The organism is Mammaliicoccus fleurettii, from assembly GCF_003970575.1.
Classification (GTDB): Bacteria; Bacillota; Bacilli; order Staphylococcales; family Staphylococcaceae; genus Mammaliicoccus; species Mammaliicoccus fleurettii.
In genome coordinates, this window is the sequence record NZ_RXWZ01000074.1 from 14165 (window position 1) to 27416 (window position 13252).

The 13252-nt window shown below is 33.0% G+C and carries 14 protein-coding genes; 8 read left to right on the plus strand and 6 right to left on the minus strand.

Features of this window, described 5'->3' with window-relative positions:
- Positions 1-2: 2 nt before the first annotated feature.
- From CD129_RS06255 to CD129_RS13425, 4 genes are read left to right on the plus strand one after another with little or no spacing between them, the layout of a single operon-like run.
- Positions 3-683 carry a response regulator transcription factor gene (locus tag CD129_RS06255; protein ID WP_107509213.1) on the plus strand — a complete coding sequence of 227 codons (681 nt, stop codon included), beginning with the start codon at positions 3-5 and terminating at the stop codon, positions 681-683.
- Positions 684-1727, plus strand: coding sequence for a HAMP domain-containing sensor histidine kinase (locus tag CD129_RS06260; protein ID WP_078357934.1), 1044 nt, complete (start codon positions 684-686; stop codon positions 1725-1727).
- A gap of 38 nt (positions 1728-1765) precedes the next feature.
- Positions 1766-2116, plus strand: coding sequence for a hypothetical protein (locus CD129_RS13420; RefSeq protein WP_239721090.1), 351 nt, complete (start codon positions 1766-1768; stop codon positions 2114-2116).
- A gap of 5 nt (positions 2117-2121) precedes the next feature.
- Positions 2122-2427: a CPBP family intramembrane glutamic endopeptidase gene (locus tag CD129_RS13425; protein ID WP_238418548.1), complete on the plus strand. Its 306-nt coding sequence runs from the start codon at positions 2122-2124 to the stop codon at positions 2425-2427.
- 559 nt (positions 2428-2986) lie between these two features.
- Here the strand turns inward: CD129_RS13425 and CD129_RS06270 are convergent.
- The 3 genes from CD129_RS06270 to CD129_RS06280 all read right to left on the minus strand — a co-directional run bounded on the left by CD129_RS06270 (position 2987) and on the right by CD129_RS06280 (position 4632).
- Complete coding sequence (locus tag CD129_RS06270; protein WP_107509216.1) at positions 2987-3394, minus strand: Rrf2 family transcriptional regulator; 408 nt, start codon at positions 3392-3394, stop codon at positions 2987-2989.
- A 70-nt stretch (positions 3395-3464) separates the two neighbouring features.
- Complete coding sequence (locus CD129_RS06275) at positions 3465-4094, minus strand: NAD(P)-dependent oxidoreductase (RefSeq protein WP_107509217.1); 630 nt, start codon at positions 4092-4094, stop codon at positions 3465-3467.
- A gap of 139 nt (positions 4095-4233) precedes the next feature.
- Complete coding sequence (locus tag CD129_RS06280; protein ID WP_078357938.1) at positions 4234-4632, minus strand: aggregation-promoting factor C-terminal-like domain-containing protein; 399 nt, start codon at positions 4630-4632, stop codon at positions 4234-4236.
- A gap of 200 nt (positions 4633-4832) precedes the next feature.
- On the opposite strand from CD129_RS06280, the gene CD129_RS06285 reads away from it, so the two are divergent.
- Complete coding sequence (locus CD129_RS06285; protein WP_078357939.1) at positions 4833-5387, plus strand: GNAT family N-acetyltransferase; 555 nt, start codon at positions 4833-4835, stop codon at positions 5385-5387.
- A gap of 375 nt (positions 5388-5762) precedes the next feature.
- Here CD129_RS06285 and CD129_RS06290 read toward each other — a convergent pair whose 3' ends face one another.
- Positions 5763-6635, minus strand: coding sequence for an SDR family oxidoreductase (locus CD129_RS06290; protein WP_107509219.1), 873 nt, complete (start codon positions 6633-6635; stop codon positions 5763-5765).
- A gap of 81 nt (positions 6636-6716) precedes the next feature.
- On the minus strand, positions 6717-7568 hold the full coding sequence (locus CD129_RS06295; protein WP_115337799.1) for an oxidoreductase: 852 nt from the start codon (positions 7566-7568) through the stop codon (positions 6717-6719).
- Positions 7569-7629: 61 nt separating this feature from the next.
- On the opposite strand from CD129_RS06295, the gene panB reads away from it, so the two are divergent.
- Positions 7630-8439, plus strand: coding sequence for a 3-methyl-2-oxobutanoate hydroxymethyltransferase (gene panB, locus CD129_RS06300; protein WP_107509221.1), 810 nt, complete (start codon positions 7630-7632; stop codon positions 8437-8439).
- On the plus strand, positions 8436-9278 hold the full coding sequence (gene panC, locus CD129_RS06305) for a pantoate--beta-alanine ligase (protein WP_107509222.1): 843 nt from the start codon (positions 8436-8438) through the stop codon (positions 9276-9278). The genes panB and panC overlap by 4 nt, the downstream gene beginning before the upstream one ends.
- 1161 nt (positions 9279-10439) lie before the next feature.
- Here the strand turns inward: panC and CD129_RS06310 are convergent.
- Entirely contained in the window at positions 10440-11846 is a 1407-nt protein-coding gene (locus tag CD129_RS06310; protein ID WP_115337798.1) for a 6-phospho-beta-glucosidase, read from the minus strand.
- Positions 11847-12004: 158 nt separating this feature from the next.
- Between CD129_RS06310 and CD129_RS06315 the strand changes: the two genes are divergently transcribed.
- On the plus strand, positions 12005-12877 hold the full coding sequence (locus CD129_RS06315; RefSeq protein ID WP_115337797.1) for a MurR/RpiR family transcriptional regulator: 873 nt from the start codon (positions 12005-12007) through the stop codon (positions 12875-12877).
- The last annotated feature ends 375 nt before the right edge of the window (positions 12878-13252 follow it).

The following is a 13252-nucleotide window of genomic DNA, read 5'->3' on the forward strand; positions in this document are numbered from 1 at the left end:
ATATGGCAAATATTTTAATAGTAGATGATGAACAAGATATTTTAGATATTTGTAAGACTTATTTTGAATATGAAGGTCATCATGTCGTTACAGCATCTAATGGACAACAAGCTATAGATTTAATGAACGATGATATCGATTTAATTATTTTAGATATTATGATGCCTGAAAAGAATGGCTATGATGTTGTAAAAGAAATGAAAACTAGACAGTTAGATATTCCTTTTATTTATTTAACTGCTAAAACACAAGAACACGATACGATATATGCATTAACATTAGGTGCTGATGATTACATTAAGAAACCATTTAGCCCACGTGAACTCGTATTAAGAGCACATAACTTATTAAATCGTACTCAAAAATATAATCAACAAGCGTATTTAACTTTTGGATCACTACAATTATGTAAACAAGAAAAAATTATAAAAGTTAATCACGAAGAAATTGCATTAAGAGTGAAAGAATTTGATTTACTATGGTATCTCGCTGAACATGAAAAAATGGTCATATCTAAATCAGAACTGTTAGAAAAAGTATGGGGATATGATTATTATGAAGATGCCAATACAGTAAACGTACATATTCGTCGTATTAGAGAAAAGCTAGAACAACAAAATTACAATGAATTTGTTATTAAAACTGTCTGGGGTTTAGGGTATAAATTTGAAAGGGCGAAATAAATGCTAACTATTAGAACACAAATCATCACCGCATTTATAAGTAGTATCGTATTAACGACGCTTATTTTAGCAGTAGCATATAAATGGATGTGGTTTGATGCGAACACAACATTGTTACTTACCATAAGTGCCATTATTTCAAGCTGTCTTACTACATTTATATGTATTTTGTTTATCAATCCATTAGTTAAACGTATCAGATTGATGAATAAACAAACTAAATTAATTGCTAATGGAAATTATAATGAAACAAAATTAAAAATTGATAGCCCGAAAGAAATGAAAGAATTGAGCGACTCATTTAATATGATGGCTCACAATATAGAGGCTAAAATTGAACAAGTGAAACATGAGCAACAAGAAAAGAGTGAAATGGTACAAAATTTAACGCATGATTTAAAGACCCCGTTAGCTAGTATAGCTTCATATGCTGAAGGGTTGAAAGAAGGCGTGATTACTGGCTCAAGTGAGCAACAAAAAGCCTATGATGTATTAATAAAACAAGCACAAAGAATATCATATATGTTTGATGAGTTAACAAGTGTAATGGAACTCAATTTAAACAACGCAGAAACATACAAACTTGAAACGATTTATATAGATAAACTTTTTGTAACAATTTTACAATCTTACGAACGACAATTATCAACTAAAAATCGAACAATAGATATACAGCTGTGTGAAGAAATAACGTCGATTAAACAATATAGAATTCCTCTAGAGAGAATTTTAATTAATATAATTGATAACGCATTTAAGTTTACACAAGCAGGCTCGAGAATAGAAATAAAAGTATCAAAAGAAGCGGATCATTCAATATGTATCGCTGTTTCAGATGATGGTCCAGGTATAGCCGAACAACATTTAAATCGCATCTTTGATCGAACATATCGAGTTGAAGAATCAAGAAATAAAGATACAGGTGGTTCTGGTTTAGGACTCTATATCGCTAAAAATCTCGCACAACAAATGGACGGACATCTTGAAGTAGAAAGCAAAGTAGATGTAGGTACAACATTCTATTTAAAAGTGCCGATGAAATAATAAGGAATCTTCAGTTAAGAAGAAGGAGTTAGGACTATATGAGCATTAAAAAAATTTTTGAAGACAATGAGCCAATCGCACATAATAAATATAAGTATGTCCTGTGGGAGTCTATACTACTTTCAATTATATGTATGGGAACATATACAACTATAGGGTTAGCAAGTAATTTAGTTGTGCTCGCTATAGGACTCATATTATTTATAATGCTCATATATTTAATATCAAAATTTCAGTTTAAATTGATACAGTTTAAACCACTTGAGAAAAAGCACCTATTATATGGATTAATAGCTACAATACTATCTCTTGCAATATATTGGACCATTTCAGCTATAATAGGGCAACCAAGTAACCAAGTAACCAAGTGGATGTGTATAAAGATTTAAACACAATGCCGATTTTTATATCAATTATCATATTTGTAATTTTAGGACCAATATTTGAAGAACTAATATTTAGAGGATTTATTTTAAAAGGTATGTTCAAAGGACATTTGCTGGCAGGGTTTATCGTATCAAGTATCCTATTCGGACTCATTCACGGACCAACAAGTATAGGAGAATTTATAATATACTTTGCACTCGGACTCATCTTTGGCGCATTATATTTAATCACCAATCGAATCGAAATCGCCATAATTTGTCACGGATTAAACAACCTAGTACATATATTGATATTTTTGTTTGTGTATAAATAATAGATAAGCGGGCAGTAGTGTTTGTAAGGGACAAAATTCTAAGAAATGTCCGTAAGAGTGTGTGTTAGGGACAAAATTCTGAGAAATGTCCGTAAGAGGTGTCGTTAGAGACATAATTCCGAGAAATGTCCGTAAGAGGTGCTGTTAAGGAGCACAATTCAGAATTCTGCCAGTAAGAAGAGTCTAAGGAGCACAATTCAGAATTTTGCTAGTAAGAACAGTCTAAGGAGCACAATTCAGAATTCTGCTAGTAAGAACAATCTAAGGAGCATAATTCAGAATTCTGCCAGTAAGAACAGTCTAAGGAGCACAATTCAGAATTCTGCCAGTAAGAACAGTCTAAGGAGCACAATTCAGAATTCTGCTAGTAAGAACAGTCTAAGGAGCACAATTCAGAATTCTGCCAGTAAGCGCAACCCCACCAACCGCACCCCCACTAAGCGCAACCTCAGAACCACACTAAAAAAGGTCTAACCAATATAATGAACGGATCTTCTCAAAGTTTGGCACTATTTAGTGTCTACTTGAAAGGGGATGTTCAGATTGGTTAGACCTTTTGTTACTTAGTAGTCATTTTTGTGGCTAAGTCTTTTATTGTTGTTTTATTGAGTTCTTCGATAATTTTTAAATCTACTTCTGTATAAATTTCATCTAATGCTGTTTGTATATTTTTACCTATTAAGCAGTCTGGGTTTGTGTCTTGGTGTATTTTAGCGAAATGTTCTTCTTCTTGTATGAGATGGTATACGTCGCCTAATGCTATTTGATCGGCTGATTTAGATAGTTTGTAACCTGATTTACCTTGTTGACTATCTATTAAATTACCGTTCTTTAAAAATTTACATATTTTTCTTACGAGTGTAGGGTTACTGTTAATGCTACTTGCTATATATTTACTTGAGATTGGTTCGTCATTTATTGATAGCAAAGATAGTATATGGATTGCGACCGATATTTGTGTATTCACGCTTTATCACCTCTTAGATTCATTATTTATTATAACTTTCAAAGATGATAAAAGCGATAAGAATTGGAAATTATTTTGAAACTACAGAAATTCTTTCTTGTACATGGTTGCCTTCAGTTGCTTCGTCTATTAATGCAATAGCAAAGTCTGCATAACTTATTTTACTTTCACCTTTGCTGTTTAATGTTAATTTTTCTCCAGCAAGTATATAGTCTCCAGATCTTTTTCCGTCAGCTATAAATTCTGCTGCTGGACTAACAAACGTCCAACGTACATCATCTCTTTTACGAAGATCGTCTAGTGCTTTTCCTTGAGCTGTTGAAAGAGGTTTATAAGCATCTGGAAAGTCAGGAGTATTATATAATTGCGTTTCTAATTGCTCATCAACATATAAACTACCAGCGCCTCCAACAACGATTAGTCTTGTATTTGTATTTGATAAAATATCACTTAAATGTTGGATAGTGTCTTGGTGTAAATGAAGTTTACCTTCTCTAAATTCACCAAAAGCATCGATTACAACGTCAAATTGTGTTAAATCTTCAGTTGTTAATTCAAAAATATCTTTAATAATAGATTGTTTAGCAATAGTTTTATTTTCATTACGTACGATTGCAGTAACATCTAAATTTCTATTCACTGCTTCTTCTGTTATCAGTTTACCTGATTTACCATTTGCTGCGATTACGCCAATTTTCATTTTGAAAAACCTCACTTGTATTTAATTTGAATACAAGTTAAGTATAATATGTCTCATTGTGTTTGTCAAAAAGCGTGATTCATAAAAAAAGACTGCTATGCGGATATCCACATAGCAGTCTTTGATATGATATTAAATCTTACCACCAATTGTTAGCTTGACGGAATGCAATTGCAGCTTCTACTGAACCATAACGTTCTTTAGCATAGTTAATCATGCCTTTAGTTTGTTCAGTAACACTACCAGTACCCCATGCTTCTTTAGTTTGACCAAGACCTCTATATCCTAGTTCATTAACAGCGTTAGGGTTACCACTTGATTCAGGCATTACAATATTATCCCATAATGCTTTTGTACCACCAGCAGCAATAAATTCTTTGTATACTTCGTTTGTATTAGATGTATCGGCTACTTGTGTAGTTGTATAGTTAGTATTTTGAGTTGAGTAGTTTGTATTTTCACTTGCATCTGCTTGTGCTCCAAAACCAGAAGCAATAATTCCTGCTGCAGCTGTTGTTGCAAATAATAATTTTTTCATAATAAAATTTTCCTCCATAAGCAATAAATTAAATTTATATATTTTGTCTCTTGATTACTTTATACACTTTAACATCAATTTTGATATCATAGGTTACAGTAGAATAAAAAAGAAATGTCTTTTATGACAGGAATATTAAAAGAATTATGGATTTATGACAGTCTGTAATTTTTCAAAAAATAGAAAAAGAGGTATGACTTATGGAAAGAATTAAACTAAAAATGTTCAGAAATAACTTAGAAAATTTCCCTCAATTCGAATTACCAGAAGGATATACGATAAGAATGTTTAGACAAGGCGACGAACACAATTGGGCTAAAGTTGAAACTGCAGCTGGAGAATTTAAAGATACTGATGAAGCACTAAAAAGATTCAATAAAGAATTCGGGTCTAATATAGAAGAAATGAAATATAGATGTCTTTTTATAGAGAATAAAAGTGGAGAAGTAATAGGTACAACAACAGCATGGTTTGGTCATTTAGAAGGCATAGGAGAAAATTTAGGAAGAATACACTTTGTAGCAATTAAACCAGAATATCAAGGAAAGAAACTATCGAAGCCGTTATTAAGCACAGCATTGAATAAAATGATTGAACTTGGCCATGAGCAAGTATATTTAACAACACAAACGACAAGTTATCCAGCTATAAATATGTATTTAAATTACGGATTCGAACCATATGATACAGACGGACAAGATCAAAAAGGCTGGATGATGATGGAAGAAGTATTAGATAGGAAGCTAGATATATAGAATAGAAGTAATGAGGATGAGGGTGTGTCCGTGAATTTATCAAGACGAGTCCGACATGATAAATAGAGCGGTTGAATTTATCAAGACGAGTCGAACATGATAAATAGAGCGGTTGAATTTATCAAGACAGGCCCAACATGATAAATAGAGCCCGTGAATTTATCAAGACAGGCCCAACATGATAAATAGAGCCCGTGAATTTATCAAGACGGGTCCAACATGATAAATAGAGCCCGTGAATTTATCAAGACGGGTCCAACATGATAAATAGAGCCCTTGAACTTATCAAGACGGGCCGAACATGATAAATAGAACGCCCGAACTTATCAAGTCAATGCGAACTTGATAAATTCGGGCGTTATTCTCAATATAATATTAAGTTGTCATATAGTCGCCACCGTTAACGTGGATGACTTGTCCTGTAACATAAGTGGAATCTTGTGATGCTAAATAAACATATGCCGGGGCATTCTCACTTGGTTGTCCTCGTCTACCAAGTGGTGTTTCAGAACCAGCGTTTTCTACTTTGTCTTTATCAAATGTTGCTGGTATTAAAGGTGTGTATATTGGTCCAGGTGCTACTGCATTAACGCGAATACCTTTCTCTGCTAATGATGAAGCAAGTGAACGTGTAAATGATACAATCGCGCCTTTAGTAGCAGAATAATCTATTAAATGTGCTGAACCGCGATACGCAGTAACACTTGTTGTATTAATAATCGTATCTCCTTTATTTAAATGAGGTAGTGCAGCTTGAGATAAATAGAACATTCCGAAAAAGTTCGTTTCAAACGTTTCTTGTAATTGATCTTTCGTAATATCTTCAAAATGATCTTGTGGATATTGAATACCACCATTATTAACTAATATATTCAGTTGACCGAAATCTTCAATAACTTGGTCAACAAGTTCATTGGCATGTTTGTCTTTTTTTAAATCGTGTTTATATGCTTTTGCTTTAACTCCGATTTCTTCAAGTCTTGCTAAAGCATATTTGGCATCTTTATCTTCGTCATAATAAGCAATTGCAACATTTGCACCTTCTTTAGCAAACAGAATTGCAGTTGCTTCACCAATTCCAGAATCTCCACCTGTAATAAGTGCGACTTTGCCTTTTAATTTACCAGCAGCCTTATAATCTTCATCTTCAATAATAGGCTTTGGCTCCATTTTATGTTCTATACCAGGCTGTACGTCTTGAGTATAACCTTGTATTTCTTCATGCTTTTTGTCGAATTTGTCCTTCATAAAAGTTACGCTCCTTCATTTGAAATCATATTAATAAATACCCAAATAAAGGAAATTGAAACAAATTACACTGCGCAAAAATTATTGAAATGTGCTTAAAATTGCATAAGTACTATCGATATGTGGCGTAGATAATTGATGCTTTTGACTAAGTTGATAAATATAACCTTGAATATATTGAGTCTCTAAAGGTCGGTTATTTATCATGTCATAATACATGCTTGTTCCCATGTCATCTGGATAACCATCATATATCTTCATAATGCTATTTTCTAAATCATCATTAAAATATACACCTTCAGCTTCAGCAACACGTTTGCCTTCTACTAACAAGTTGTAACACAGAGTTTTGACTTCAATAGCATTCAATACTTTTGCTGGTTGTCTCGTTAATGCCGTTACTGTATTAATACCTAAATTAACGATCAATTTGTACCAAACCTGTTCGGCATAGTCTTCAAGACACTCAATATTAAGTAAACTTTGTTGAGTAGATTGTTGTAAATCAATCGTGTAATCATTAATAGGAAGTTTTAAAGTCCAATCTCTAAAATGTGTAACGTGATGACCATCTTTTTGACCACTTATATAAACAACTGCTTGATATTTATTAGGATGATCAATTTTTTCTAGCTGTCCATAACCATTTTGAGTTAAAATAATAACGCTATTTGAATGTATGACATTGTTAAGGTAAGGGATGATTGAATCAAGTTGGGTCGTCTTGACAGCAATAAATAAGACATCTACTGTTTCATTTGCTTCTTGTAACGAATGAACCGTTAGTTCATGTTGCTCATTTTGGTTGTATTCTTGAAATTGGACGGTTGAATGAGACCTCCCAAACAGTGAAACTATATGACCAGATTGATTTAATGCGTATGCGATAGCAGTACCAACTGCACCAGGACCGATTATTCCAAACTTTTTCATTTATTATTTTCCTTTCAATGTTAATATATACATAATAACAAAAATGAGAAGGTGGTACGGGATGAAAACAATTAATCAATTGTTGGCCATGAAGGAACAAAAAGAAAAAATATCCATGATTACAGCGTATGATTATCCAAGTGCTAAACAGGCAGAACAAGCTGAAATAGACACAATACTTGTAGGCGACTCATTAGGAATGGTTGTTTTAGGATATGACAGTACAGTAGAAGTAACGATGGAAGATATGATTCATCATACTAAAGCAGTTAGAAGAGGCGCACCAGAGACTTATATCATTGTTGATGTGCCATTTGGTGCAGTGGGTATTGATCATTCAACTGATATGAAAAATGCCGTACGATTATATAAAGATACGAAAGCAAATGCAGTCAAAATTGAAGGACCACATGTGACATTAATTGAAGGATGTACTCAAATCGGTGTACCAGTCGTTTCACACTTAGGATTAACACCTCAAAGTGTAGGTATTATGGGATATAAATTACAGGCTGGTTCAAGAGTAGAAGCAGAACAATTGATAGCAGATGCGAAAGCTGTAGAACAAGCTGGTGCGGTGATGCTCGTTTTAGAAGCTATTCCTAGCGATTTAGCAGAAGTTATTAGTGAACAATTAACAATTCCAGTAATCGGTATCGGTGCAGGTAAAGGAACAGACGGACAAGTATTGGTATATCATGATTTATTGAATTATGGCTCAGAACATATCGCGAAATTTGTTAAACAATATGGTGACTTTTCAAATGGTGTAGAAGCATTAAAATCATACAATCAAGAAGTGAAAAGTGGCGCATTCCCTTCAGAAGCGCACACATATAAGAAGAAAGTGATGGGAGAGACAGGTAAGTGACACAAGAAGTAACGTTTATTAAAGACATGGTAGGGATTACATCAAAATATATAACACAAGGTAAAACAATTGGATTAGTTCCAACAATGGGTGCGTTACATGATGGACATTTAAAAATGATGAAACAATCAATAGAAGAAAATGATGTAACAGTAGTAAGTATTTTTGTGAATCCATTACAATTTGGTCCTAACGAAGATTTTGATGACTATCCAAGACCTTTTGAATCAGATTTAGAAAAGTTAAAACAAATCGGTGTAGACTATGTATTTCATCCTACAGTAGAAGAAATGTATCCTGGTGAATTAAGTATGACGATAACAGTAGGTCACTTAGCACAAGTATTAGAAGGCAAAAAACGACCAGGACACTTCGATGGTGTTGTAACAGTCGTTAATAAACTGTTCAATATGATACAACCAACCAATGCATATTTTGGAAAAAAAGATGCTCAGCAATTAGCAATAATTGAGAAAATGGTAGAAGACTTTAATCATACAGTTAATATCGTGCCAATAGAAATCGTTAGAGAAGAAGACGGATTAGCCAAAAGCTCTAGAAATATTTATTTAACAGAAGCAGAAAGAAGAGAAGCGGTTCACCTGTCTAAAAGCTTACAATTAGCAAAACAATTATATGACCAAGGTGAAAGAAAAAGTAATTTCTTAATAGAAGAAATTACACAATACCTAGAGAAAAACATAAGCGGTGAAATCGTAGAAGTAGCGATATATAGTTATCCAGAATTAGAAGAACAACACACAATAAAAGGACAAATATTTATATCACTAGCCGTTAAATTTAGCCAAGCAAGACTTATCGATAACATTATTATTTAAGTTGTGGAGAATAGCACTCCCCGAACGTCGGATATATATAATCCAACGTTCGGGGAGTTTTTATATGGAGAGTAGATTAAGAAATAAGATATATTCTGTTGAGGTTACCTCAATTTTTGAAAAAATGAGCTAAGTTGTAGATTAATTCGGAAGTTAATCGAAGAGATCGGCTAAGTTGTAGATTAATTCGGAAGTTAATCGAAGAGATCGACTAAGTTGTAGATTAATTCAGAAGTTAATCGAAGAGATTGGCTAGGTTGTAGATTAATTCGGTAGTTAAGCGAAGAGATCGACCAAGTTGTAGATTAAGTCTGAAGTTAATCGAAGAAATTGACTAAGTTGTAGATTAATTCGACAGTTAATCTAAGAGATCGACTAAGTTGTAGATTAATTCGACAGTTAATCTAAGAGATCGACTAAGTTGTAGATTAATTCGGAAGTTAATCGAAGAGATCGACCAAGTTGTAGATTAATTCGGAAGTTAATCGAAGAGATTGGGTAAGTTGTAGATTAATTCGGGAGTTAATCGAAGAGATTGACTAAGTTGTAGATTAATTCGGGAGTTAATCGAAGAGATTGACCAAGTTGTAGATTAATTCGGAAGTTAATCGAAGAGATCGTCTAAGTTGTAGATTAATTCGGGAGTTAATCTAAGAAATCGGCTAAGTTGTAGATTAATTCGGTAGTTAATCTAAGAGATTGGCTAAGTTGTAGATTAAGTCTGAAGTTAATCTAAGAGATCGGGTAAGTTGTAGATTAATTCGGTAGTTAATCGAAGAGATCGACTAAGTTGTAGATTAATTCGGCAGTTAATCGAAGAGATCGACTAAGTTGTAGATTAATTCGGAAGTTAATCTAAGAGTTTGACCAAGTTGTAGATTAATTCGGGAGTTAATCTAAGAGGTCGACCAAGTTGTAGATTAATTCAGAAGTTAATCTAAGAGATCGACCAAGTTGTAGATTAAGTTGGAAGTTAATCTAAGAGTTCCACCAAAACTTAGATTAACTCCATCATTAATCTAAGACATCCTCAAAATCAACACCACACAATGAAAGGCTGGGACAAATTAATTTGTCCCAGCCTCAAATCATTATATTTGTAGTGGATGACGGGATTGAAATGTACTAAATAAGCACATTTCAATCCCAACCGTTCTACTTCTATACGTTTCTCAATTCTACATGCTCACTTAGTTCTCTTGCTTTGGCATCTTTTATTTCTATGCCTTGTGCTTCTAGTTGTGCGATTGTTTCGGAGAATTGTGGTAAATATGCTTTATGTGCGATGAGTAATTCGTTCATTACTTGTTTGGCTGTTTCACCACTTTGTATTAATGGATTTATGATAAAGGCTTGTAATAATAAGCCATAGTCTCCGGTTACTGCTGCTTCTTCTACACATAGTTCCATATTTTTCATGACTTGTAACCATCCTCGTTCTGCTGGGTGTAATGAGCCGAATGCGATTGGTTGTGCGCCTGTTGCATTGATATATGCTGATACTTCAACTACGTCTTCTGGTGCTAAGTCTGGTACTGCGCCATTATTAACTGTAGAGACAACGACGTGTGTATTTTTATTTGATGCGATTGAAGCGATCGTTTCACAAGCTACGTCTGAATAGTGTGTCCCGCCTCGTTTGCTTAATTGTTCTGGTTTATGGTCTAGATGTTCATCTTTATACAGTTCAAATAATTCTTTCTCAGTTTGTCTAACTTGTTCTGCACGTGTACCGATTTCTGGATCATGATATTCTTTAAGCGCATGTTCTAACATTTCTTCTGCACGGTAATAATATCTATGATAGCCACATGGAATTAAATTCATTTGTTGCAATTGTTCTTCAAAAAATGATACATCAAAAATATTAGAAGGTAATGACGATGCATCTTCTACGAGCTTTTTATTCAATTGTTCTGTTACATCGTTCCCTTGAGCGTCTTTTACCCGATGCCAATGAAAATGATTTAATCCTGCGAAGTGATGCGTAAGTTCTCCTTCTTTAACATTCAACATTTCAGATTCATTAATTAAACTATTAACTGGTACATTACATAAGCCGAGTACTTTGTCCCATTTCCCATATCGTACAATTGCATCTGTCACCATACCACTAGGGTTTGTAAAATTGATTAACCAAGCGTTTGGACAGAGTTCTTTCATATCCTCAACGATATTTAATAAGACTGGAATTGTTCTTAGCGCTTTAAAAATACCACCCGGTCCATTTGTTTCTTGACCTAAGAATCCGTGAGATAACGGAATACGTTCGTCTTTAATTCGAGCATCTAATAACCCTACTCTAAATTGCGTCGTTACAAAATCTGCATCTTTTAATGCTTCTCTTCTATCCAAAGATAAATGTATCGTTACATCGTAAGGAGAAGCGTCCCACATTCTTTGTGCCATCTTACCGACAGTTTCTAATTTTTCTTGACCTTCAGGAATATCAACTAACCAAATTTCACTTAATGGCAAAGACTCGTAACGTTTAATAAAACCTTCCATCAACTCAGGTGTATAACTACTACCGCCACCGATTGTCACAATTTTAATACCTTTTTCCATTTAAAATACCCCCTATTGATTTCTTTCTTATACACGTTAAGTATAGAATAGAAGTAACGATTAAAGAGGCGAATGCGCTATTATCAAATGAAATTTACAAATTTCCTTCTAAAAAGATAAATGTTTGTAATTAATTTTTACAAAGGGGAGTTCTAAACATGTTATTAACCGAAAGAATGAAAGAAGATATATTTTCCGTAGCAGAACAAAGCATCATTCATTATTTGTTTGAAGAACGAGAAAAAGTAAAAACTAAAACATTAGAACATATATCTAAAGTAACGTATACACATCCTTCCACAGTGATTAGAATCGCGAAGAAATTAGGTTATGATGGATGGTTAGAATTAAAAGAACATTTCTTAGAAGAAGTAGAATATTTAAATCGACATTACGAATCAATCGATGCGAATTTCCCGTTTGATGCAGCAGATAATAATATGTCCATCAGCCATAAATTAGCATTGTTAAACCAAACGACGATTAATGACACACTACATTTAATTAATAATCAAGCATTAGATTTAGCAGTAGATTATTTAGTAAAAGCAGATACAATCAAAATATTTGGACTCTATCATAATTTAATGATTTGTGAAGAGTTCGAAATGAAGATGAATCAAATAGGCAAAACTGTTAAACTATGCACGTTAGAACCACATTTTGAAATAGAAAAATCTACAAAAGACACATGCGCAATATTTATCTCTTATAGTGGAGAGAATCAAAGCATATTAAAACTATTGCCAATGTTAAAGAAGAAAAAAGTTCCAATAATCGGATTAACGAGTATAGGAGAGAACACAGTAAGTAAATATGCAGACAGTACTTTACGCATATCAACACGGGAAAAGCTTTATTCAAAAATCAGCAACTTCTCAACAAGAGATTCAATAGGATTTCTAATGGATATACTTTACGCATGTGTATACGGACAGGATTATGAACAACATACAAACTACAAAATCAATATTGCCAAGAACTTTGATCATCGCGTTACACATAATAAAATGATTCAAGAAAATCAGTAAATGAATTTAATTTCGAACAATTTTAAATTGTGTAATTAAAAAGTTAATTCATGTAAAAACAATATGAATTTAGGTGTAAAAATTTAAAATATTATCTTTTTATTTATAATAATGATGATATAATTATAATATGTAAAATGTATTATTTTTCCTATTTTTAAGAAGTACGTCAATTTAATAAATACATAGAGTAGACTTAAAGTTTAAATATTTCTTTTATACATAGGATAATCGCTACAGAATAAAACAAAAAGATATATTTGATAAGGAGATTTTAAATGAAAAAAATTGTAAAGTTTATGTGCATGTCAATAGTTTCTCTTTATACTTTGAATATTTTGTGGAATATTCAAAGTACATTACAGGATTATTTAC